Origin of the sequence: Enterococcus raffinosus (assembly GCF_018917525.1) — a bacterium.
In the GTDB taxonomy this organism is placed as follows: domain Bacteria; phylum Bacillota; class Bacilli; order Lactobacillales; family Enterococcaceae; genus Enterococcus_A; species Enterococcus_A raffinosus_A.
This window is the reverse complement of the sequence record NZ_JAHLOS010000041.1, coordinates 12,336-37,867: the sequence shown is the minus strand read 5'-3', so window position 1 is coordinate 37,867 and position 25,532 is coordinate 12,336. Positions and strand designations below refer to the sequence as shown.

At 33.4% G+C, this 25,532-nt stretch carries 19 protein-coding genes; 2 read left to right on the top strand and 17 right to left on the bottom strand.

Features of this window, described 5'->3' with window-relative positions; genetic code table 11:
- Positions 1-241 precede the first annotated feature (241 nt).
- From KQI58_RS18785 to KQI58_RS18720, 14 genes are all read right to left on the bottom strand, one after another.
- Complete coding sequence (locus tag KQI58_RS18785; RefSeq protein WP_216410509.1) at positions 242-562, bottom strand: ArsR/SmtB family transcription factor; 321 nt, start codon at positions 560-562, stop codon at positions 242-244.
- A 23-nt stretch (positions 563-585) separates the two neighbouring features.
- Entirely contained in the window at positions 586-2,532 is a 1,947-nt protein-coding gene (locus KQI58_RS18780) for a heavy metal translocating P-type ATPase (protein WP_216410508.1), read from the bottom strand.
- A 485-nt stretch (positions 2,533-3,017) separates the two neighbouring features.
- Positions 3,018-3,671 (bottom strand): winged helix-turn-helix domain-containing protein, encoded by a 654-nt coding sequence (locus KQI58_RS18775; RefSeq protein WP_216410507.1) that lies wholly within the window; start codon positions 3,669-3,671, stop codon positions 3,018-3,020.
- Positions 3,672-4,306: 635 nt separating this feature from the next.
- Complete coding sequence (locus KQI58_RS18770; protein ID WP_216410506.1) at positions 4,307-5,158, bottom strand: hypothetical protein; 852 nt, start codon at positions 5,156-5,158, stop codon at positions 4,307-4,309.
- A gap of 142 nt (positions 5,159-5,300) precedes the next feature.
- Positions 5,301-6,074 carry an anti-sigma-I factor RsgI family protein gene (locus tag KQI58_RS18765; protein ID WP_216410505.1) on the bottom strand — a complete coding sequence of 258 codons (774 nt, stop codon included), beginning with the start codon at positions 6,072-6,074 and terminating at the stop codon, positions 5,301-5,303.
- Positions 6,064-6,549 (bottom strand): RNA polymerase sigma factor, encoded by a 486-nt coding sequence (locus tag KQI58_RS18760; RefSeq protein WP_216410504.1) that lies wholly within the window; start codon positions 6,547-6,549, stop codon positions 6,064-6,066. The genes KQI58_RS18765 and KQI58_RS18760 overlap by 11 nt, the downstream gene beginning before the upstream one ends.
- A 1,322-nt stretch (positions 6,550-7,871) precedes the next feature.
- Positions 7,872-8,939, bottom strand: coding sequence for an alanine racemase (alr, locus tag KQI58_RS18755; protein WP_367397953.1), 1,068 nt, complete (start codon positions 8,937-8,939; stop codon positions 7,872-7,874).
- Between the two features lie 19 nt (positions 8,940-8,958).
- Positions 8,959-9,978: an acyltransferase family protein gene (locus KQI58_RS18750; RefSeq protein WP_216410502.1), complete on the bottom strand. Its 1,020-nt coding sequence runs from the start codon at positions 9,976-9,978 to the stop codon at positions 8,959-8,961.
- A complete protein-coding gene (locus KQI58_RS18745; protein WP_216410501.1) occupies positions 9,971-10,549 on the bottom strand; it encodes a D-alanyl-D-alanine carboxypeptidase family protein in 579 nt (192 codons plus the stop codon). Before KQI58_RS18745 ends, KQI58_RS18750 begins: the two co-directional genes overlap by 8 nt.
- Positions 10,521-11,582: a D-alanine--D-serine ligase gene (gene vanC / locus KQI58_RS18740; RefSeq protein ID WP_216410500.1), complete on the bottom strand. Its 1,062-nt coding sequence runs from the start codon at positions 11,580-11,582 to the stop codon at positions 10,521-10,523. Before vanC ends, KQI58_RS18745 begins: the two co-directional genes overlap by 29 nt.
- On the bottom strand, positions 11,579-12,493 hold the full coding sequence (locus KQI58_RS18735) for a D-alanyl-D-alanine carboxypeptidase family protein (protein WP_216410499.1): 915 nt from the start codon (positions 12,491-12,493) through the stop codon (positions 11,579-11,581). The genes vanC and KQI58_RS18735 overlap by 4 nt, the downstream gene beginning before the upstream one ends.
- Positions 12,447-14,267, bottom strand: coding sequence for an ABC transporter ATP-binding protein (locus KQI58_RS18730; protein ID WP_216410498.1), 1,821 nt, complete (start codon positions 14,265-14,267; stop codon positions 12,447-12,449). The genes KQI58_RS18735 and KQI58_RS18730 overlap by 47 nt, the downstream gene beginning before the upstream one ends.
- 178 nt (positions 14,268-14,445) lie before the next feature.
- A complete protein-coding gene (locus KQI58_RS23215) occupies positions 14,446-14,643 on the bottom strand; it encodes an Apre_1838 family putative sactipeptide bacteriocin (protein WP_216410497.1) in 198 nt (65 codons plus the stop codon).
- Positions 14,644-14,698: 55 nt separating this feature from the next.
- Entirely contained in the window at positions 14,699-16,243 is a 1,545-nt protein-coding gene (locus tag KQI58_RS18720; protein WP_216410496.1) for a radical SAM protein, read from the bottom strand.
- Positions 16,244-16,593: 350 nt separating this feature from the next.
- On the opposite strand from KQI58_RS18720, the gene KQI58_RS18715 reads away from it, so the two are divergent.
- Complete coding sequence (locus KQI58_RS18715; RefSeq protein ID WP_216410495.1) at positions 16,594-17,898, top strand: GHKL domain-containing protein; 1,305 nt, start codon at positions 16,594-16,596, stop codon at positions 17,896-17,898.
- A gap of 2 nt (positions 17,899-17,900) precedes the next feature.
- Positions 17,901-18,638 (top strand): LytR/AlgR family response regulator transcription factor, encoded by a 738-nt coding sequence (locus KQI58_RS18710; protein WP_216410494.1) that lies wholly within the window; start codon positions 17,901-17,903, stop codon positions 18,636-18,638.
- A 125-nt stretch (positions 18,639-18,763) separates the two neighbouring features.
- Here KQI58_RS18710 and KQI58_RS18705 read toward each other — a convergent pair whose 3' ends face one another.
- The 3 genes from KQI58_RS18705 to KQI58_RS18695 all read right to left on the bottom strand — a co-directional run bounded on the left by KQI58_RS18705 (position 18,764) and on the right by KQI58_RS18695 (position 25,526).
- Entirely contained in the window at positions 18,764-18,982 is a 219-nt protein-coding gene (locus tag KQI58_RS18705; protein ID WP_216410493.1) for a hypothetical protein, read from the bottom strand.
- A gap of 105 nt (positions 18,983-19,087) precedes the next feature.
- Positions 19,088-24,964 (bottom strand): Spy0128 family protein, encoded by a 5,877-nt coding sequence (locus KQI58_RS18700; RefSeq protein WP_253296030.1) that lies wholly within the window; start codon positions 24,962-24,964, stop codon positions 19,088-19,090.
- On the bottom strand, positions 24,927-25,526 hold the full coding sequence (locus tag KQI58_RS18695; protein WP_216410492.1) for a hypothetical protein: 600 nt from the start codon (positions 25,524-25,526) through the stop codon (positions 24,927-24,929). The genes KQI58_RS18700 and KQI58_RS18695 overlap by 38 nt, the downstream gene beginning before the upstream one ends.
- Between the last annotated feature and the right edge of the window lie 6 nt (positions 25,527-25,532).

Sequence of the window (25,532 nt, the reverse complement as noted above, 5' to 3'; positions counted from 1 at the left end):
TGTTTGAATTCTTTTGAATAGGTTCGACGTTGACGTCTTGACATAAACAATCCTCCAGTGTGTTTTTTCTTATTCTACACACCTTATTTTTTCTGTCTAGTCTAGTGTAGCCGATCCAACATACCCCTGTTCCGTAATTAAGCTTGTCTTTAAAAATTGGAACACACGATAGCACATTCATGTGTTCACTAGTTTTTTATTTAGCAATAGACATAACATATTCAGACATTTTTAAAAAAATTCAACAATTCTCTATGACATGATTTATTGACAAATCGATAATTTGTTCTACATGTGAATCATTTATACTATAATACTGTTTCCTACCAATTCTTCTCGATCTAACAATATTGACCTCTTTTAGAAGCGATAGTTGATGAGAAATCGCTGATTGTGATTGTTGAATTTCCTCTCTTATCTCAGTCACATTTCTTTCCTGTTCTGTGAGCAGCAACAAAATTTTAAATCTTGTCTTGTTTCTTAGAATATGAAATAGATTTAGACTTCGATCTAGATCAATTTCCTGAAGCTGATTCTGTTTATATTTTATTGGATTCGTCATGAGACTCCCTCCAGTACTACTCTCTATAAAAGATTTTTTGGAGTTCTTAACATTCTTAATGCATTAAGAATTACAATAATAGTACTTCCTTCATGCATTATTACACCAATCGTAATGTCCATTTTTCCTAGAAAGTTTAATGTAACTAGCATCAATACAACGAACATTGAAAACGCAATATTCTGCCACGTAACTCTGTCCATTTTTTTACTCAACTTATGCGCGTAAACTAACTTAGATAAGTCATTTTTCATTAACACTAAATCAGCTACATCCATAGCAACATCAGTTCCGTCTCCCATCGCAACACCAACATCAGCAGTAACTAATGCTGGTGCATCGTTGATGCCATCACCTAACATCCCTGTGGATCCAAAGTTACGTTGTTGTTCTTTAACGATACTAGCTTTATCTTCTGGCATGACATTAGCTACAACTTCATCAACACCTATTTGTTTTCCAACAGCTTCGCCTGTTAGTTTGGCATCTCCAGTAATCATTGTAGTATGAAGGCCAGCGTCCTTAAAATATGTGATAGCATCCTTCGCATACTGATTTGGAACATCCATCAGAGCGACTAAACCGATTACATGCTCGTCTTTCCCAACAAAAACAACTGTTTTCCCTTCAGATGATAATTGTTTTTCTTTTTGTTCATAAACAAATGAAATTGTTTCAAATGATGTAGGTTTTCCTATTCGGTATTTATAGTTACCATAAGTTGTTGATAACCCTCTCCCTACTTCATTTTTCACTTCAACATCGAGTTTTTTTCTATCAGGAAACTTATTGATAATTGCAGTTGCTAATGGATGATTCGATTGTTTTTCCATTGCAACAATCAAATCAATTACCTCACTTTGGTCTAAACCTTGTTCAAACGAGTAATCAGTTACTACTGGTTTTCCGTTGGTTAGTGTTCCTGTTTTATCGAATGAGATAGCTTTTAATTCTTGTAATTTCGAAAGATATGCACCACCCTTTACTAACACACCCTTCTTTGATAAATTTGAAATTGTTGCTAAAGTTGTTGGCACTGCACTAGCTGCCAGAGCACATGGTGAAACTGAAATTAAATACACCATACTTCTGTATAAGCTCATTTCCCACGACCAACCAAAAACATAAGGCCCAGCTAAAAGTACAAGGGGAAATAATGCCAAAACGATTGTTACGTACTTAGGTTCTAAACGCTGAATCAAAGTAGCCGTTTTAGTTAAACTCTTTTGTGATTGATTAACCATTTGTAAAATTTTGGAGAAGACTGTTTCAGAACTGTCCTTTGTCACTTCCATTGTAAAAGTACCAGCACCATTTATCGTACTACCATAAACTTCATCACCAATATTCTTTTCTTTTGGAATACTCTCTCCATTGATTGACGATTCATCAATTGAGGTGCTACCACTTAGTACGACACCGTCTGTCGGTACTTGTGCTCCATTTAGAACTTGAAGTATGTCCCCAATTTTTACTTCTTCGACAGATACAACTTTGGTTGATCCATCTGTCAAAAGAATTCGAGCCTCTGTTGGATTCAAATTCAGTAAATTAGTTATTTCTCGCTTACTCTTTCCATCAACATACTCCTCTAAAAAATGAGCCCCAGCGAAAATTACAATTAACATGGCGGCTTCTTCATAGTTACCGATAGCCATTGCTCCCGCTGTTGCAAGAGCCATCAAAAAATGAACATTTGGTTGAAACTTTTTGACCTTAACTGTATTACTGATCGTATCTCCAATTCCTTCAAGAATAATATGGTAACCAGCTGTAATAACAGACATGACAAAAGAAATATTTGCCAATAAATCATATGTCATACCTTCTAAAACATACCCTGCAATAAATGCTGCAACCCCCACAAAGAACATAATAATGGTGAGTTTCCCTCCATGACTATGGTCATGATCGTGCTCTTGTTCATGTTCATGATCGTGATCGTGTGTAGATGTACTCAATTTTTCCATAATGATTCCTCTTTTCATATGATTTTATATACATATGTTTATTCATTCATATGTTTGATTACATTATATATGATTCATCATTCATATGTCAATCACATTTTTTAAAACTTTTCTAAACTAATTTGTTCTGATTAAGAAAATAATCACCATATATAAGTCTGCTCATTTTACAGCTTCTTATATGTGGTGATTAATATATTTCTAAATGAATTTTCTAGATGTATACGATAATGGGGGATATTGTCAAGCAATATGACAATAAAATACCTAGTGAGCAAAAGTAGTTGGTCTGATATAGCAAATTTTTTGTATGTCTCAATAATTATTTTTCATAACTATTATTGTTTCTCTTTTCAACTGTCTGAATACCAAATAAAAATTATCGTGTAGAATAGAATCGAAACTAATACAATAATCCACGCATTTATAGTATCCGCTTGACCTAAAAACACAGCAATAACTTTCTATAGTGAAGTTCAATTATTTTAATATCGAAGTTCATCAATGCTTCCGACCAACTTATATCCAGCGCCCCATTCAGTAGTTATATATATATCTTCAAAGTCATTGTTGGATAATTTCTTATTTATCCGCTTAACAATAGCCGATATCTGGGCCAACTTGGATTTTTTTTCATAACCGTCTTCCCATACTAATTTACACAATTCTTCTCGATCAATTGATTTTCCTTTTTTTGACTCTAAAAAGCGAAGTACTTTTGCTTCAGATCTACTTAATATAGAAAGACTCAAAAAATCTGTTTTACTATTGTGCTCATTATCATCAGTTGAAGGCGCTACATTACTAATGACCTCTCGTAAATCACCCAATGAAATTTCTGTATCTATTAATCTTGAAGTTTTCATTATGTTATTTCCACTATACTTAGTAGTCGTGTGAACATCCCTTTTTATAAGTATTGGCTTTTTATCTTTCTGCTTATTCAATAGATAATCAATAGTTTTATAAGAAAGTGTTTCACTCAATATCACAATTGAGAACCAATTAATATACGACTTATTACTTAATGATTTAATTATACTTTCTGATACAAGAACCTCACAGTTCAAGCGTTGAAGTTTATGTTGAAGATTTTGCTCATTGAGAATTGTTTCAGTAATAATTAGTATTTTCTTCATTTGATATATCCAACCCTTTTTATTTTGTCTGAAATTAATCGTATAACATTTTTCTTTATTGATATTGAGATGAAAGAAAAGTTCTCTATATGAAATAGTTTAACAAAGATATTCTTTAATAAAAGTTTCCTAGGCTCCAAGTACATTTGCTTCATAGTTATACGATCATTATTGATTTTTCATAAGTAAGAGTAACCAAAACTTGTGTAGATTTTATGTATAACCAAAGATTCATTTCCAAGCAATAAATATACTAACTTAAATTAGACAATAATTGTATATAAATCTAACCTTTACAATACGTGAACAGGATGCTGCAGTTATACATAACCAACAATAAGTATTCAAGTCATTTTTTGAATTTTTATCTCTCATGTAATTCAATTAAGAGCACTGGATCTAAGTTACAAATAGGAACCCAGTTGCTGTTTTTAAAAAAAATCGGTAACAAGCTTAATTTATATTAAAAGCTAGCTACCGATTTATATTTCTATTCTATTTTTCAAATTTTTTTAACAGTGCTATGGTTTTAGCGTCAGAGATAGTAAACTCTTTTAATTTGATAACGATTAATTTACATCAGCGGAATCCACTAAGGGAATTTTTATTCTTTGCACCGTTATTTCAATTAAATTTTAGTGTCCTCTTCCTTGATGTCCTCCCCTATTATGTTGTTGAACTTGACTTTTTTGTTCTTGATTATGATGCTGTTTTACATTTGGCGTTGTAGCTTGTGTTTGGCTTGCTTGTACTGGTTGCTGAACTTGTTGAGAACGGTGAGTTTGTTGTTGCTGTGCATATGCTTGTTGTGCCTGTGCTTGTTGTGCCTGCGCTTGTTGTGCCTGCGCTTGTTGTGCCTGCACTTGTTGTGCCTGTGCTTGTTGTGCCTGTGCTTGTTGTGCTTGTGCTTGTTGTGCCTGTGCTTGTTGTGCTTGCACTTGCTGCGTTTGTTGCGCCTGTGTTTGCTGTTGTTGCTGTTGTTGTGTATTATTTTGATTGTGAGTATGTTGTCCTGTCTGAGTACAATTTGCTACCCCGCAGCTATGATTCGCATGACCATCTTCTTTATGATGACCATAAAATGTCGTTCCATTATGTTGATGTGATTCGGTAATTGTGCAACCTTCTACCCCACAGACTTTGTGCTCATGGTTACCCTTAATATTACATCCGCTAACATTACATGCCTTTTGCTTTTGTAGATTCATCGTAACAGCAGTAGCTTTTTGTGTCGTATTTTTCTTCTGGTGATCATGCCCATCATTTTCATTATGACCGAAATAAATTTTTCCGTCATGAATATGTTCTCCTTTATTTGTACAATTTTCAACCTGACAAATTGAGTGCTTATGAACTCCAATTTGACTACAATTTTCGACAACACAATTGAAATTCTTTCCAGTTTGAATATTATCCATTTGTTGAATACCGCTAGCTGTGCCACCTAATGCATAAGCTGACATTGCAAGTATTAATATTTTGTTCACTTTAAAATCCTTCTTTCTGCTCTATTAGCAATTATTAATTGTACCTAACTCTAAATCAGTATTCTAACTCCTCTCCTAAACTTTTTATTTTATGGTAAATGACACTGTTTTTGACCGATTTAAATATATTAGTCTCATAAACTCAATGCCTTTCACCTAATTGTTCTTCAAACTTATGATCATCTTCAGTTTTATTTCCAGATTCATTATTGCTATGAGGTTCAATTCCATTTTTGTGATGTTGAATCGTTTGATTTCTGATATCGCTTAGTGAGTGTTCTCGGCATTCATCAATCGTTGCTTGACTGTCATATTTTTGAAGCTCTTGAATCGCTAAGTATTTCGCTGGAGATACATTTTTTTTATGCGAATGGACCTTCGTATCATAGCCAACAGAAAATACTTCTTCTGTTGGTTTGATCTTATTCTGCTTAAGTACATTGCTTACCGACTCTTTCAAGTAGTTCAATTGACTGTTTTGTTTCTTTTTGTTTTTATTTTGAAGAGTAATACTCACTAATCCATTGTCGTCAATGTATCCCTGTTCAGTCATGGTACTAATCAAATCTTTTACTGCATCAGTGTACTTTTTATTCTCAACATCAAGTTCCTTTAGTACACTCTGGCCATCTTTATTGTAGGCATAAGCTCCGACAACTCGATCAAAAGAATTCACTTTTAGTTCAACACTTGGATTTACATCTATATCGATAAATGCAGTTTCCTTTGCATACATCTTTAAGGAACCAAAAATGAGAAAACCGACAAGGGCGAGAGAAAATATCGGAACAATAATTTTTCTAAATTTTTTATTTGATTTTCTCTTTCTTATTTCCCTCATCCTTTTCTGAGTAGCTTCTATAAGGGCTTCTTCTACTTTGATACTATCGAAAGCTTCTTTAATTTCATTCTTCAAAAAAATCCCCTCCTAGCTTCTCCTTTAGTTGTTCTCTAGCTCTAGCCAGCCACGTATAAATAGTATTCTCTTTTTTTTGTAGGATTTTTGAAATTTCAATTGCTGAATAACCTTCATAGTAAAAAAGATAAATGACAATTCGATACTTTTCAGGCAAACTCAAAATTACTTCAATAAGCTCTTTGTTTTCACTACTGATATCCAATGGTTCTATAAACAAATCATCTAATGAATCTACTTTTTTTCTAAAAAAGTTTTTTATTTTGTCTTTACAAGCATTGATCGTGACGCGAATTATCCACGCTTTTTCATGATCATCATTCTCGAAATCTTTATCTGATAATAGATATTTCACAAAAACATCTTGAAAAACATCTTCTGAATCATGGTAATTCTTTAAGTGTACGATACATATTTTTCTTACAATATCAGAATATGTTGTAAGTGCTTGATTGACCTCTTGCTCGTTCCTCATTTCATCCCTCCAAAGCCAAATCAACTAGTAATGTTTCTAGTTGATTTCATTTCCATACTTTGTCTGTGCAATTGGTCAATAAATACTGTTCTAAAGTATATACGACCAACACACGACTATCCTTTCAACAATTTACAAATATTTTGAATTTCTTTCTAAGAAATCACTCCTTTAGCAATACTTTGATTATTTGCCCCTGAATGTATCAACAACTTCACAAAAATGATTTTCCTTTCTAAATGACTTTAAAAGAAAACTCTCCTTTAATTATTAGTGATATTGGAAATTAAAAAAATTGGAAATACTCTACTTATAGGATATCTAATTTTTGTCATACTAGCAGCAATTTCTAATAATTCTATATGTAATAATGTTGAAAACAAACTTGATTTCTTTTTAATACTCCAATTCTATTCATCATATTTAAATTTATGATGCTTTTTCAAAAACTCAGGAAATATTCGAAGGTTTACTAAAAATTTTTAAAGAGAAACAAACGAATCTATTTTGTAGTAACTTCGTAAAATATTCAAAATTGATAATTGATTTAGCTTAATGTTAAAAAAATCTATTTTATCTAATTTTCGTAAACAGTGATCTTAGAGAATCCCAAAAATCAATTTTTGTAAGCCAGTTGAATCAGATAAAAGAAAACCTCTATAACTGAGTAATTTGATTCAACAATAGATATTTAATAAATTTCCCAACTTTAATGAATTCTGAGGTAATCTCGCTGAAAAAGAAAGTTGATTCAATAGGCGAGCACTATTCTATACTAAAGGCATTACAACCGAGTATGTTACTTACCAAGTGAATCCGAAATATTACATAGGGTTTAGCAATACTTTTTAAACTTTTTTTGAGAGACTTCGGTGTTATAGCTTTATGTTGTTTGAGTGATTCATTCGTGTTACAGATACTTGTTCTCAGACTCCGATGTAAGCAATTGATGCGTTGATGATTTTTTTTATTGACAAATATAACTCAAACTAATTTGATAATGAGCACAAAAACACCAAATAACCTGAATTCCCTAGAGAGTCAGGCCATTTGGCTTATAAGTACTTAATCAATGTGATTTCAAATTTTTTTTAAGAGTTCAATTGTGACACAGACTGCAAATATTTTGATCTTACTATTAATAAAAAAAGCATCAGATTGCATTATTACTAATTTAGAACATTCTTTCGAATGAATACTTTTTTGAATGTAATTTGTACTCTCAATTATTAGATAATTACCTAATTTTGTGAAATGAAAATCAAATTTAATAGCTATGAGAATTTTAGAAATAAAAAATTGAATTTCATTACTTTCGGTTCTTATCTGACAGATGTACTGACTCTCTTACCGATACTACTTAGTAACTCATTCGAAATTGTGTTGTTTAGTTTAGCACAGTTCTCAATACTGGGATATACGTTTAGTAATTCATCAACTGAAATTTTTTCTATTTCATTTAGATCAACTAACATCATATCCATACATATTTTACCAATTTGTTTAACTATAATACCTTTATATGATAAACAAAACCCTGAATCTGATAATGAGCGCGATATACCGTCAGCATAGCCAATACTCACTACTCCAATTACCCGTGGTTCAGAAAACTTCGTATTTAATCCGTAGCCAATAGTTTCTTCCGCTTTAACATGCCTTTTTTGCACTAATTTTGCTTCTACTGAAATTATTTGCTGTACATCGACAGAAACTTTCGTAATATCATCCACTGCACTTTTCATTCCATACATAAGAATACCGATTCTGGCATAATCATATTTCAACCAAGGATAATTCAAAACTCCATAACTACTCTGAATATGAGTGACGCCATAATCAATACCTTTTCGATCTAAATCAGCTAAAATTTTATCATATGTCTCTATTTGCTTTTTCGATCGTTCAACAGACTTTTGATCCAGTGAATCTGATGAACCCAAGTGAGAATAAACTCCTTCAACATTTAAATGAGCCATTTTAAAAATTGGTTCAATTTTATCAATGGTTGGTTCTACTCCTAACCTATGCATACCTGTGTCGATTTTCAAATGACATGAAATTTTGATACCCCTACTATTCATCCTAACTGCATGGTCCTCACCAACTATCGTTTGAATAATTGAAAACTGTCTTAGATCTTCAGCTCTTTCTGGAGAGGTGTATCCTAAGACTAATATTTTTGCTTGAATCCCAGCTTTTCTTAGGCTGATCCCTTCATCCACTGTGGCAACTGCAAAAAAATCAACCCGATTATTTTCTAATATGTCAGCAACTACATTTGCATCACAGCCATACGCATCTGCTTTGATAACGGCCATAATTTTTGTTTCAGAATTCAGAACTCTAGAAATTGCATTCAAATTTTTTTCCAAAGCTGTTCTTGAAATGGTTTTAATTGCCCTTAATTCATTTTTTTCGATAGAATATACCCCTCTTTCTAAAATTTATAGCAAGAAATGATGCGCAATATGATAATGCCACCACAACAATAAAATTAATGAAATTGTTTTTTAACAAAATGATCCATTGTGAAATAAAATGGAGAGTAGCAATGAACCAAGGATGGATCACATACATAATCATCGATTTTTCTTTAGCCAACTTTAAATGAATTTTTGGATACCATTTAAGTATGAGTGGAAAAATGAAGAGCAATACAAAGGGTAATGAAATGTACATACTATCATGCTTCGGTAATGAAAATCGATGAACAAAGTACCCTTCACAAAGTAAAGTGAATAGAAAAATAATTGAAAAAAGCTTCATTCTAAAAAAGTCAATATCCTGTTGAGATACTTTTCTTAAATAGATTCCTATACATAAAAACAATGGTACAAAAAATAAGCCATTTCTAGTGTAGCCAACCGAATCAAATATTAGACTGTAGAAAATTTTTAGTGTAACATTTTCCCTGACCACTCCGTACCAGCTATCACCAAAGACACCCATTACGTAGAGCAAAGAGGAAACAAAAATTGTTGTTTTAAATGAAAGATGCTTCAACATTATTATCACAACTAATGATCCCAATATTACTGCAGGAAAATACCACAAATGATACATTATCCCTTCAAATACGAGTAACTTTATAAGCTGTTTGACTGATGTATCGAGGGATAGGTTACCATTATATATTGCTAGTGGAACATATAATAATGTGACTAGTAGATAAAATTTACACTGCCTTTTTAAGAACAATAGGTAGTTTCTTTTACTTGATGAAGTCGTTTCAACTACGATATTCCCCAATACGAAATAGCCAGTTACTAAGAAAAAAAAAGGAACCGCAATTCTAAACAGAGTTAACGTCAACAAAGTATTAAGATTTGAATCTGCCGACCCAAAAGGAAATGTATGAATTGCAATAATCATTACCGCAGCAATTAATCTAAACTGATCGATTCCAAGTATTTTCTTACTATTCATCCAAAGTTACCTTAAGACCTTGAATGAATGCAATGTATTCTTCTAATACCCATCCTTGACTAGATATTATTTGACTATGCGGAACGCCAACATATCTAAAATGCCACGGCTCATAACCAATTTTAGTGATATGAGTTTTGTTTTTCGGATAACGTAGAATAAAACCATAACTAGCAATCCTTTCCAAAAAACGATCCACAACCTTACCACGATCAAAAGTAGGAGCAATCTTATCATTTTTTATTCCCTTAATCCCAATATCAAAGGCTAGACCAGTATGATGTTCGCTGCATCTTTCAGCCGCAACATATTCTTTTGTATATTTTTCTCCATGATGCTTTATGGAATACTGGATCAACGCCTTTTGCTCTTCGATCGAACGATACCCATCCAGTATGTCGATCTCGCCTTCTATCGCCGCCTCTTTTAATAGCTTTGTCAGGTTTTCTAGAACTTTTGGATGTAGGAGAACTTCATTTGATGAGAAAGGAACCTTTACTAGTGGAGGACTTAAATTTTTCCGTATTATTGGATATTTCCTATTAACTAACTGAAGAAACATATTTTCCATAGCTTTCCTCCGCTAAAAAAATGAGTTTCGTAAGTATCTCAGGATAGCTTACCCCAGCTGCTGCGAGCATTGCAGGAAATCTTGAATGACTCGTAAACCCTGGCATCGTATTAATCTCATTAAGTAATATCTCTCCACTTTTAGTTACAAAAAAATCAATTCTAGATAATCCTCGGCATCCTAAAGAACGATAAAGTAATTCTGCGGATTGCTTTATTTTTTTACTCAATTGTGTTGGGATTCGTGCAGGTGTATGAATTTTAGCGGATAGCAGCTGATACTTCTCAACGTAATCAAAGAAATCAGTTTGTAGATCAATTTCGTCACACTCTCCAATAATTAACTCTTCATTTCCTAAAATGCCGCAGCCAATCTCTATTCCATCAACACTTTTTTGGATAATTAATTTATTACAATAAACGAAACCTTTATCTAACGCTAGTTTCAGCTCATGCATACTATTTGCTTTAGTAATTCCTTTAGAGGATCCTCCCTCATTAGGTTTGACAAAAATCGGAAACCCCTGCTCAGTGGTGAATGTGTTGATTTTTTCTTCTAATGAATCTTTTTGACTAACTATTATTGAAGGAGTGCTTTCGATCCCCAGACTTTTTGAAAAGAGATGCAGGATCCATTTATTCATACATAAAGTGGAAGAAAGGATTGGACATCCAACATAAGGAATCTCCATCATTTCAAAAACTCCTTGAATACATCCGTCCTCTCCGAATTGTCCATGAAGAACCGGAAATAAAACTTCAGGCGTGATGTATCCTTTTTCAGAAGCGGCAAAAAATCCTTTTTTGTTAAGTGAAGGCTGGATTTTCAAACAATCTCCTTCTGATAACCACTCATCGTTGCTTATTAAATTATTATCCCCGTTAAAAAGATACCACTCGCCTTCGAATGTGATGCCTATTTTAAGGACCTCAAAATCCAGCTTTTCTAATTCTGATATGACAGATGACGCCGATTCAAGAGATATCTCGTATTCTGTAGACTTACCACCAAAAATTACTGCAATTTTTTTCATATTTTGATTCCTTTCTTTTTGTAGGAATAATCTAATAGCTTAATCGTGTCTCTATATCGCTCTTTATCTGATCCAGCTCCTAGCACAACAGTGATAATTCTTTTATCGTCTTTATTACAGGTACTAATAAGACAGGCTCCAGCAGTATCGGTCGTTCCTGTTTTCAAACCATCTACACCTTTATAGCCATATTTCATCGCTGGTAATAATTTATTGTAGTTATCAAAATAAACATTTGAGAAAGTGAAACCTTTTTGCTTCGTTATCTCTAATACTTCTGGAAAATCGTTAATCAGCTTTGCAGAAATCATCGCCATATCGTAAGCAGAAAACTTATTATACTCTTCACTTTTAGCTGTCGTTTTTTCAATAAACTCCGGATCTAAACCAGTAACATTTACTAAGGAATAAGATGATATTCCCCACGTAGCTAAATACTCCTCGATTATTTTAATAAACGCATCCTCGTTGCCAGCAATTCCTTCTGCTAATGTGATCGCACAATTATTTGCTGAAGCAATAAGTACACCATTCATTAATTCTCTAACTGAATACTTCTGGAAAGAATTCATCGGTACATTTGACAAAGAGGGGATAGAACCAATTTCTGCTCCATAATTTGATAAAGAGTAGGAATCCTCCCATGAAAGTTTTTCTAGTTTTATTTGATCCATCACAACATACACCAATAATAATTTTGTTAGAGAAGCAATTGATCTTGGGCTTTCAGCATTTTTCTGATAAAGAATATCCATGTTTTTAGTATCCACGGCAATTGCTGCTGGGGAATCAATACTGACAGTCTCGATCTCCATTTTACTCTCTCGATAAAAGAAGAACGAACTGATAGTGACAATCAATAAACTAGCCATAAATAAAGTTACGGTTCGTAAAGCTGTCCTCTTTTTCATTTTCAGTTCCTCCCTCGTTTTGTTCTTCAATCAACTTTCTATAAGTACATGATTTTTTTTTAAGATCATCATGTGTTCCTATTGCTTCAATTTTTCCATTGTTCAAGATCATTATTTTTGTAGCCTTTTTGGCATACGCAATATTATGCGTAATATAGATACCCATTTTATCCTTCACTTCTTCAAAAAAGAGATCGAAAACATTAGTTTCCGCGATATTATCTAATGATGCACTTGGCTCGTCTAGTATGTATAAATCAGCATTTCTATAGAATGCTCTAGATAGAGCGATTTTTTGCCATTGTCCCCCAGAAAGTTCGTGACCATTTTCAAACCAGTTCCCTAAATTCCTGTTAAAATCGTAACCATCCCTTGTTTCAAATACATCAGCGCCACACTTTTTCAAAAGTTTAAAAGCCCTAATTTTATCGAATTCCTTTTTAACAGAACCAATTTGAATGTTCTCCTCTAAAGATCCCTCGTATTTTAAAAAGTCTTGGTACAGAACGGAAACTTTATTTAAAAAACTAGTTCGGTTTATTGTTGAGAGATCACGTCCATTTATTAGTATTTCACCCTCATTGGGATTGTATAAGCCTGTAAGAAGTTTAATCAACGTAGATTTTCCTGACCCATTTTTCCCAATAATTGCAATGGTTTCCCCCTTATTGATATTAAGACTAATAGTTGAAATATCAGATTCATTGCTAGAATAATAAGAGAAGGAAACGTTACGTAGTTGAATTGAGTTTATTTCTCCAATATCAGTCCCTGTCGAATTCTCCTCCATTTTTTCCATGAATTTTTTAAAATAATCCATATACAAGTTTGAATTATAAAGACTGTAAATGTTTGATGAAAAAAGGACCGTTGTATTTTGTATAATTGCTAGAGTATTAACATAAAGAACTACTGTTCCTATCAGAATTTCCCCGTCATATGCGCTTTTGAGTGCAATAATAAAAACTAACCCAGAAATCAGTTCTTCAAGCAAAGCCACAATAAGAGATAAACTATTTTTGTTTTTATTAATTCGATTCTCCTGATTAAAAAAGGCATCAACTAAACTTTGATACTTCTTTATAAAATACTCTGCTAATCCAAAGGTCTTAATTTCCTTAAATCCAGTATCATGAGTAAGAAGGAAAGAATAATACCAAGATTTTCTTTCTAAAGGATTTCGTTGATTTAGCATTTTGAATTCATCTGAAGCAATCTTTAGATAAAACCATGTGGCGAAAACAGCTAAAGCTATGATTAGGAAAAAAAATGATTTTCTCCATGTTAAAATCACAACGATCGCATTCAAAAAGGTAATTATTGCTGAAATAAGCCCTAAGATTGCCGATAACATTTGTGAAGGTTTATCACCAATATTTCCTTCCAAACGTGTTAAAGCATCATAGGTTTCCGACTTTTCTAAATCCTCCAATGGAAGTTTCGAAACTTTTCTCATTAACTTGACGTTCATGTTATAGCTGATAAAAATACTTAATTTATTTATTAAATAAGAATTGAGATTTGCGATGATTACCCCAATTATGGCAATAGAAATAAAGATAATAATATTTCTGGAAATTTCTTCAAATGATAGTGTCATACTTTGAATTTGGTTGATTATTGTCTGAGTCAGTCGCAATGTTAAAATTGGGTAAAATCCATTTACCATAGAAAATAAGACAACTGAAAGAAAGAGTGCTTTCTTTGTTTGGATAATTGTTTTAATCGTGTAAATTAAAAGTGTGAACTGATTCATCAATTTACTTTTATTCATCTCAATCCTATCCTCACTATATTAATTAAGGCAGTACTTGATTTTCACCAGTACTGCCTACTTTGATTAATTCCCTGCATTTAAATACATATTAATTGCTTCATAAACGTTGCAAGTCTCCCGAAGAATACATGTATCTTAATTACTTTTAGAATCAATCTGCTACAAAACACTTGTTTTATGATTTACGATTAGTAGTGTTTGCAACGTTTTTGTTGCTTGCAGTATAAGTTCCTTTAGAATCACAACCACATCCGCAGCGTGAGCATTTATCTGTGCTCCGTGCACCAGCGAACCCTGCTGTGGTATAACACATACAAGCTCGTGGTTGAACTCCATCGCCAGCCAAACGACCGGCAGGGTTAATAACAAACATATTAGTATCTCCTTTCGTCAAAATTTATTATTAACGCTTATCGCGTATAACCAAATTAGAGCATTTCCATCTCATTCAAATATTCTAAAGACTCAGAATCTTTTTCTAGTAATTCGTGATAATAAGACAAGTTATTCTCTATGAACTGCCTTTCTGACACACAGCTGTCATGCCGAAAATCAAAGTTTGCACCTTTATCGTCATAACAATTGACATAACATAATCCACACATGTTAATGGCCCAACAGTTTTTGCAAACTTTATTAGATTCATCAACATAGTCTTCGATATACTTCTGATGGATCCCTTCCATATCAAAGCCGTCATCAACATTACCGATTGGATAAGTATTTCCTACTTTTTCATAAGGATAAAACTTTCCATCTGTTGCCACATATATTCTTCTTTGTCCTGGAAGACAGCAGCCATTCATACCACAAGTATCAACAGGATCATTTTGAATTATTCTATTGTGAACATTCAGTAATCCTTGATTTAAAGACCCATCAGAAAACAATTTCTTTTCCTTGCTTTCTTTTTCATCTCTTGTCCATTTCAGCAAAGGATCATAGGTATCGTAAAGAATTTCCCTTTCTTCCTGACTTTGTGGCAATACATATTCTATTTTGGTCGGTCCATTGTCTACTGTCGTAGTGGTAGCGGGAGGGTTTGGCGGTAGCCAATCTGTGCTATCAATAAGCTGTTGCATCAACTCATAATTTTCCTCGATATTAGGACCTGCATTAACCATGTTAAATCCAATTGGAGGGCGCACTCCCTTTTCTTCGGAAACCTCTACTAAATTCTTGATACCTCTCATTGTTGCCTGATAGCTTCCCTTATTATTAATAAAAATTCTATTCCTGTCATGAACCTCTAAAGGTCCATCCAAACTAATAGTTATTTGAAATGGATGATCGATCAAAAACTCGCTTACCCTCTTTGTGATCAACGTAGCATTAGTAGTCATAGAAAAATTGATTTTTTTATCCCTCATAGATTCTTCCGCATACTCAACACATTGTTTTAATAATTTATAATTCATCAATGGTTCTCCACCATAAAAACCAATATAGAGTTCTTCATCGTAACCAGTGTGATCATTAAAAATGTCGATTGCTTTTTTTGCCGTTTCGAAAGTCATTTTCTTTTTTGTGAATTCTCTAAAATTTGGATGGCTCGGATGATAAATGCAATACTTGCATCGAAGATTGCAATCTTCAGTCAACTCAAGAGTAAGATTTCCAACCTTTTTGTATTCTTTATCTAAAGTTTCTCTAGAATAACCAATCATCCCGGAATACTCTGGAATTGATAAGATATTCTCACTTTCTATGGAGGAGAGTATTTCACTGAAGGCTTTCTCAAATTCATCTCTACTCATTTTTAGAGTGTTTATGTCATCAAATTCCCCATCATGCTCCAACAAATAACTCAATAATTTATGAACGTCGTCATTAACTTGAAGCACTTTTCCCGTTCCGGTATCGTAGAAATATTTCGCATTGTTAGTAGAAAATGTTTTCCCAAATCTTCCAAAATATTGGTTCCCTTTTAGATTCGAAATGATCTCTTGATAGTCACATAGTAAAGCTTTCATAACTGTCCTCCCTCGAACTATTGAAAATAAATTATCAATTCCTTTTCTCTAACAAAACTATATTACGAGGGATCGTTTTTGCGTATAAAGTTCGCATAAAGCAACATTTTCCTGTCAAAACCGTCAGAACAAATTTCCAAAACAACGTCGATTTCTCAAATTGATCGGCATTATGCATTACTATTTAGCAATAAATTCTTTTTTTAGATTTGTTGTTAAATATATTAAAAAACAGTTTTCATCAAATGCGTATTTTAATATTGTTTAATACTTCACATTCATTGCTAGTTAATCAGAAAACTAATGTATAATAATCTGTAAAATATAAAGCTCTTGGGAGGTGTAATAGAATGGTAGAACACTTAATTTCAAATTTAGAATTTTTTCTGACTCTGATATTTTTCTTGATACTAAAAAAGAGTTTCAATTCAAAAGTACTTATCACTTTTCTATTTGTACTGCCCTATTCAGCATTGTTGGGCCAACTTGAAATAATAGGGGGCTATAAATTATTTGTTGCTGTTCAAACATTTGTTGCTTTATCATGTTACTTACTACTATTAATCTATCTTGTTCAGAAAAGTCGGAATATTGAAGATTCTATATTTACTTCTAGCACAATCTTCATTATCAATTATCTTTCTTCAAGTATGATTAACGCTTATTTTGATCACACCCTTGAAGACAATTCCATTCCTCAAATTACTTTTCGCATTATTCTATACTGTTTCTGCTTGGCACTTTCTTACTACCCAATCAAATACTTTTTTACTCATTTCAAACAAATGGCAAATCAATTGCAGTTATTTTTTTCGATAGTGCTGCTGGGATTCTCAATAATGACTATTACTAGCAAATATATTTTTTATGGTGGACCTTTCCTTTCAATCGATAAATTAAGTACTATTTCTTCACTATTAATTGTTTTTCTGATGCTTTTTTTCATTTCAAAACAGTACTTTTCTTTGTTAGAGGAAAAGTATAAAATTGAAATCCAAAGTAAAACATATGACGCTACATTACTGTATACAAAGGAAATTGAAGCCCGGTATAAAGAGTTGAGAAAAGCTCAACACGATTACAAAAACCTTTTGCTATCAATAGAGTCTTACATTTTTGAACGTGATCTCGATGGTCTAGAAGATTACTTTTCTCGCTTAAAATCGAGTGATACTCCTTCTTCATTTAATAAAGGAGCACAATTGATTGAGCTGCAAAATATCGATAATTTAGATATCAAAGGAATCTTAACAACGAAGCTTCTCTCATTACCTAAAGAAAATTTCCACATTAACATTGAGATAAAGTACTCCATTAATTTTGCGAGTAGAGATACCGTTCTCTTGGTAAGGGCAATTGGAATCATTCTTGATAATGCAATTGAGGAATTAAAAGCAGTTGGATCTGGAGAAATGGATGTCGCAATAATCAATTTCGAAGATGATATTGTCTTTATCATTTCCAATACGTGTAGAAACATTGACGTACCATTGAGCCGACTAAAAAAAGAAGGCTTTTCAACAAAAGGAGACAATAGAGGACTTGGTTTAGCCATTCTTTCAGAGATTGTCGATCAATTAAAAGGAGTATATTTAGAAACAAAAGTTCAAGATAACCAATTTACTCAGGTCTTGACTATTTCTAAGGAGGGATAAATTTGCTAAATGTTTATATATGCGAGGATGATAAACGACAATTAGATGGATTGACCGCTATCGTCAGAACAACAATTATGATGGAAGAATACGATATGAATCTAAAATTGGCGACTACAAACCCTCTGAATTTGTTGAGTGAGGTAAAAAAGAAGAAAAATTCAATTGGTTTATATATTTTAGATGTCGATCTCAACTCTACAATCAACGGAATTGAACTTGCTGCAGAAATTCGTAAGTTTGATGTTTCCGGTACAATTATTTTTGTAACTACACATGAGGAAATGGCTTACTTAACTTTTACTTATAAGGTTGAAGCCATCGATTATATTATTAAAGACACACCTGAAAAATTGAGGATTGATGTATCGTCCTGTCTAAAAGTTGCAAATGAGCGTCAATCCCACGAAAGCTTCAGCGAAGACATCTTTACTATAAAGGTCGGTTCCAGAAGAAAGAATTTCCATTATGATGATATTATTTATTTCGAAACGTCTGATACACCACACAAAATTATTCTTCATACTGAAAACAGTATGACAGAGTTTTATTATCCGATTAAAGACCTAGAAAAAATCGACCCGCGTTTTATTCGCTGTCACAAATCCTATGTGGTAAATAATCAAAAAATCGAAAGCGTCGACATAAAAAAAAGAATAGCAAATCTCATTAATGGAGATACCTGCTTAGTTTCGGTCAGAGCCATGAGTAAGCTTCACCATAATCGGATTTCCAAATAAATATGATAAGGTTACTTAAAGTAATTTATAAAGGCCAATAAGCTGTTTATCAATTCCAAACCAATTGAAACTGTTCATGAAATAAAAGTTCCAAGCCCTTATAAGATAAGGACTTGGGACTTTTGTCAGTCGATTAGCAGACTATTTAGAGATTGGCTATATTCTTGAACTACAGTCTTCGCAATCTCTTGATCAATTTTCCCATCTTTTTCAAGCTGTTGGATTAATCGAATGATTTTATCATTGGCCTTACGTTCGCTGATTCTTACTTTTTGAATCAGCTTATCCATCTGCTTACGCAGCGTTGGATAACTGGTTGAATAGATCGCTGCTAGTTCCTTCATTGATCCTGATGAGAGAATGAAGTATTTAACAAACTCTAGCTCCTCCCGAAAACCAACTTAATTCTCCACTGTAATGCATACTCCACCTCGTTTCTATTATATAAGTTATACTTTTCTGTGTCTTCCAAATACAACCAAGCTGCTCATCGCTAAGAAGAATAGTCCTAAGAGAATTAAACCATTGCTTTGGATGCTTCCTGTTGAGGGCAAGCGTTTTGAAGTCATTGACTTGCTTTCATTACTATTTCGATAAGTTTTTTGTACATTTGTCTTAGTATCGTAAGAATCTCCAGTTGCTGGTAAACCGATTCTAGTGTTTTCTTTATTGATTTCTTTTTTGCTTGGCTGGTTGTTTTTTACTGTGAAATTGATCGGCGTTTCATCTAATTGATAACCTTTAGGTGCTTTCGTTTCAATCAACTTGTAATCACCATCTGTCAATCCTTTGATAAAAATTGTTCCATCTTCACTCGTAACAATTTTTTCATGACCAGTTACTTGCTGACCTTTATTATTAACTAATTTAAACTCCGCACCAGCTAATGTTTGCCCAGTTTGGCTGTCCACTTTTTTTAATAGAATTTCACCAGCTGGCACTTCTTTTTCAGGAGTGTATAGATTCTTGAAAGTTGGAATATCAGTAGTCGATTCGTTGAATGAATAAATGACCTTCGCCTCAAGTTTCTCAGCTTTTTCTTCGACTTTGACCATTACTTTAAACTCCGTGTCATCATAGGTAATCGTTGAATCTTTTTTTCCCGGAATCACTTCAGAAATTGTATAGTTGTAAGTACCAGACTTACTATAATTGATTTCATCAAATATAATCTTTCCGTCGGCAGAATTCTCTACAATTTGGTTAATACCTTCACCTTTTAGTTTGAAGCTGAATTCTTGATCTTTTAGAATTCTGCCGGTTAATTTCTTTTGAGCTTCTAGTTTGACACTAGTCGGCAAGACCTTATACTCATTTTTAAAGACTGGTACTTTACCCTTTCCAATATTCTCATATACCGCTGCGGCTTCTAATTTACCGTTTCTTTCTTCTACTGTGACCATGACTTTATATTCTGTTTTGTCATAACTCATTCCCGGCTCTTTTTCTGCAGGAATTACTTCTACGATCGTATATTCATAGACCCCGACCTTGTCATAGCTCAGTTCCTGGAAAGTTATTTTTCCCTGTTCATCATTTTTTACTGTTTGATCGACATTTTTACCTTTTAATTTGAAACTAAAATCGCCAGACCTTAGTGAACGACCGCTCAATTCTTTTTGTGCTGCTAACGTAATTTTTGCTGGCAACACATTCGGTGTTAAATAGGTATTCTTAAAAATCGGAATTTTACCGTTTTCAACATTTTTATATACTGCACGAGCTTCCAAATTACCGGATTTTTCTTCCACTGTAACCGTAACTTTTTGTTTTGTATCGTCATAGATGATCCCTGGTGCAGTTTGTGAAGGAATAACCTCACTAATCGTATATTCATATGTTCCAGCTTTGTTATAATCAATCTTGGTGAATTCAACTTTGCCTTTTTTATCATTTTTTACTGTTTGATCGACATTTTCGCCTTTTAAATTAAAGCTGAACTCTTCGTCTTGTAACTCGCGACCCGTTAATTTTTTTTGTGCTTCAAGCTCTATGCTTGTTGGTAGAGCTTTATACTTGTTTTTGAAAATGGGCACTTTGCCACTCTCCACTTTTTCGTAAATAATCACGGCTTCTAACTTGCCGGCGTTTTCTTCCACCTTAACTGTGACATTTTGTTTCGTATCATCATAAATCATACCAGTTTCTTTTTCGGTATCTGCTGGGATCGCTTCGGAAATTGTGTATTTATAAATTCCGGCTTTGTCATAACTAATCGAATCAAATAAGATTTTGCCTTCACTGTCATTTTTAACTGTTTGATCGATATTCTCGCCTTTTAGATTGAAGCTGAATTCGTTGGCTTTCAGCTCACGTCCAGTTAATTCTTTTCGAGCCTCCATTGCAATGTTTGCTGTTGGTTTATCCGGTAATAAATAGATATTATTGAACTCCGGAACTTTACCAGGTTCAACGTTTTCATACACTGCCCTTGCTTCTAGCTTGCCGGCATTCTCTTCAACTGTGACAGTCACTTTGTATTGTGTATCGTCATACGTCATGCCAATCTCTTTTTCGGCCTCTGCTGGAATGATTTCTGAAATTGTATAAGTATAGGTCCCTTCTTTCTCATAAGATATCTTGTCAAATGCTATATTGCCATCTGAATCGTTTTTCTTCGTTTGATTTATCTTATCTTCACTGCCTCTTAGATTGAAGCTGAATTCGTTGGTTTTTAACTTACGACCACTCAAAACTTTTTTAGCTTCTAGTGTAATATCCGTTGCTACACTTGCTTTCTTTTTGTTTTCTAAAGTAAATGTGTAGGTTTGATTGTTAGAATCAATCGTAAATTCATATAACTTATCGTCTTTTACATAACCGTCTGGAGCAATCTCTTCTTGAATAGCATAAGTACCATAGCGTAAATTACTTAACTGCTCGATCGAACTCCCATCACTGGTAACGATTTTATTATTCTTCACTTCTAGATTGGGAATGAAGATTTCGTAAATACCTTCACCGTTTTTTCGATAAATATTGAAAAAAGCTGAATCATTAATAGGTTTCTTTTCACTACTGTCGATTTTATGAATAATTAATGAACCATTTACTCCACTTGAAGTACCTGAACCGTCAGTTGATTTTACAATAACTTCCTCGATAACTTTGTGAATTTCCGTTTTACCGCCGCTAAGATTTACATCGTTCGTAATTTTCTCACTATTCACTATCCCTGGATCCAATTTTGTTTGATATTCAATTATATAAGGTTCTTCAATATATTCATCAAACTCAATTTTTAAACTTTGGGTTCCGTTTGTCGAATCCGTTAATAGCATTGCGCCTTTCCCAGTAGAGAATGAAACTTCTTCTCCTTTTTCAAAATTATTTCCATTTTTGATCCCTTTGAAAACTTTCACAAGCACTTCGTTATTCTCATCCAAAATAAATGTCTGTTGGTTTAATTTCACTGTATCCATAATTGTGGCATTGTGAATCTTCTTAGCATCTTTATTGATGACTACTTGCCAATCAACTAATCGATTGTTCGCTTCATTTTGAAGTCCATCTTTTGTTAGCCAGTCTTCTTTTAAGGAAACGTTTACTTCCGCATCGGCAGAGACTATCTTTTTACCGTCACCATTTTGAAGCTCGGCGTAATTTTTGTATCTATAACTATCTTCGTCAGTATCAACAGCAACTGCAACTGATAATGTCTTATCTGTTTCTTTAAGAAGTGTAATGACGATATCTCCATTTATTTCTTCAAATTCGTAGTCTTCACCTAATTCTAGTTTTCTCTCATACTTTTCTGTTAGATCTCCATCACGATTTAACGTGGTTTCATAAATTGCCAATTTTCGTAGGACTTGTCCTTCACCTAGTGTATCAATGATTTTATATTTTTTTGGAATTTTATTTTTAAATAAATTGAATTTTGCAATCCAATAAACACTGTCTTCTGGTGCCACAGCCTCTTCAAAGATATTATTGAATGATAAATTGTTTTTCTTCAAAAATTTTTTCATTGCTTCATGGACGTTTTCACCCTTTTTTACAAAGAAACCGCCTTTATCTGCATTCTTCAACCAATTACTGCTTATCCATTGTTCTGCTTGGTCTCCAACTTTTTGAATGTCCCCATTTTCATCTAAATATTCAGCAAATAAAGTATTACTGAATCGATTCCCAGCTACTGATGGAAACTTTCCTGACTCTTTTAGTTCATTTTGCTTGTTAATATCAAATTTCGTTTTGTAGCTAATCATTAATTTTTCGGTGACAGTATTTTTAAAAGTGATCTTAAATCCAGACTCCATCATTTCTGAAGTACCTGGTATCTGTCTTGTTAATATCTCAACCTTATAGTCAGTTACTTCATTCAATACTTTACCGGAAACTGTTTTAATCACTAGCTCATCTTTAATCAATGATAAGGCACTCACGTTGCTCCCATTAGCCATTTCATATATATCAGTAACAATTAGATTATTAATTGTTTTACCTGCTTTGTTTATCTCGGCGCTCCATGCAAGAATCATTTTGTCTACGTCTTTATTAGCTGCATCGACAGCCTTATCCACGCCAATTCCTGTTTCAGGAGTAACTGTCCCTCCTGAGCTGTGATCACTCTTATTTCCATCATCGACAACAGACATATAGTTGTCTATTTTGGTGTCTGACAAAGTAGGCTTTGCCATCTTTGTTTTATAGCTGACTATATATGAACCCGGATCCTTAAACTTAATTTCAAAAGCAACAGTATTTCCCGAACTATTTTTAGTTGTGCTTTCAAGTTTCCAACTGTCTTTACTCACTGAAGAACCATCTTGCTTTTTTGTAATTACGACACTATCTTCTACAAGATAGTGTAGCGCTCCTTCAGAATCCAATCCGGCATAAGTCTTATCTGTTAAAATCCCGTTTTCTTTTGTAAAAGTAGCAGAAACCTCCCATTTTGCCTCTCCCGTTTCTGCTGTATAACTGATAAACCGTTTGTAGTTATCCACATCTTTAAAACTTACAGTAGCTGACGCATCCTGTTCTAAAAACTCACTTCCAGTAATTTTTGCAGTATTAGTATATGTGTCAATCGTTGTTTTCTTTTGATCAACGTATGCATTAATTGTTAATCTAACTGGTGTTTTGATAATGTCATTAAAAGTAAACGTCTGAGCTACAGGATTATACGTATACAGATTAGCGGTTTCCTCCCATTTTCCATTTTTAAATAATAAACCTTTAGAGGCAATATATCCAAGTCCTTCGGGCATCACATCGGTAACTACAACTTTTGTTATACTATTAGAGTCTTTATTGAAATCAATATTCCAATTTACCGTTCCATTACTTTTGATTTCACCTGATTTCGAAAAATCAATTTGGAAAATTGGAACTGTGATGATAATTTCTTTGTTCTCATTATCATAAATCCCTGTTTCAATCTCAACTTCTCTTTCATTTGTTTGTATATTAAAAGAAGTACTTAAATCAATTTTCCCCTTTCGATTGGAAAGATTTTCTGCATTTTGATTAAAAATGACTTTCAAGTTTCCAGTTGTATCTAATTGGAATCTCCCTAATTCTTGCCCTCCATTTTTAAGAATTTCATCTACAGGATTATGGACAGCGAAACTATCTGGAAGTTTGTATTCATAGTAGTCCCCATTAGTAATGTCAACCGAATCTAGTAATGACCAATCGATATGAATCTTGATATTATCATTATATTTAGCCGGATTCTCATCAGTAAAAGCATTCCCATTTTCATCCGTTATAGTAATAGCATCAAACAATTTTACTCCTCTATCATTGAGATTATTATTCAGAGCCCGAGGCTGCGTAATTGAAGGAATTGCTTTCTCTACCTTTTCGGTTTCCGCCTCGACAAATTTTTTTGAATTCGAGTTAGCTTTCTGGTCATAATAAAGCGTTGAAATAAGATTATTGCCAAAATCCACATCTTCAGTTTCCAACTCTTTTGATGTAGTTTCTGCAGTTAGCTCCAGTACTCCTTTGTAAAACTTCGCACTTGAAAAATCAGGTACCCGCCCATCCTCGGTTTCTTGATAGTTTTTGTTGAATTGAAAAATTAGCTGTTGATTACTAACTTGATAGTTACCTATTTCACCTAAACTGCCAGACTGATCTGGATAGTTTAGATTCTTCGGCAAATTGATCGACATCCTCGTATTCCCTTCGATTAATGACGGCTTTGATTGTGACCAGTTCAATTTTATCTTTATTTTATCTTTACGTTTCACACGATTGTTTTCAGAAATTTCTTGGTCTTCTGTATCTGTAATTTTTACTTGATTGATCACCACATCGGCTGCCTCAATCGTCTCAGCAAAGATCGATATCGGAAAAATTCCAAGCGTCATTCCGCAAAGTGCCATGAATGACCATAATCTTTTTAAAAACTTCATCCTGTTCCATCCCCTTAAAAGTGATATTTTCATATATTTTTGTTTCAATCATGTTTGTGCCGAATAATATCGTACCAGACATACACGCCAACATTAGAACGAGTTCATGTCCATTTGACTGAACATCTGGTGGGTTTGCTAGTGACAAGATACAAATTTTCTGTTCAATTGTTTCCAGAACGTCATTACGTGTTCTTTTTGTTGATTGCTCAGAAGTTCGTTTGCCATTTTTCAGAAGACAATTTTTTTCAGTTAGGTTTACTTTTTTTTGCGAAAGTTTACTCTCTCCTGCTTCAGACGATTGATCCAGCTGTTGTTCTGAGTAACCTGTTTCAATTGATACATTTTTTTCTTCCATTTGATCATTGGTATTGATTAAAACGTTATCGTTCTCCGCTAAATCAAATGTGTGCAATGACTGATCCTCTATAAATTTTGCAATCAATTTTTCACTGTTGTACAAGATCAGTTTATTGGACTGATAAAACATCATTGACGGCGGTGCGATCCGAATCAATAGATT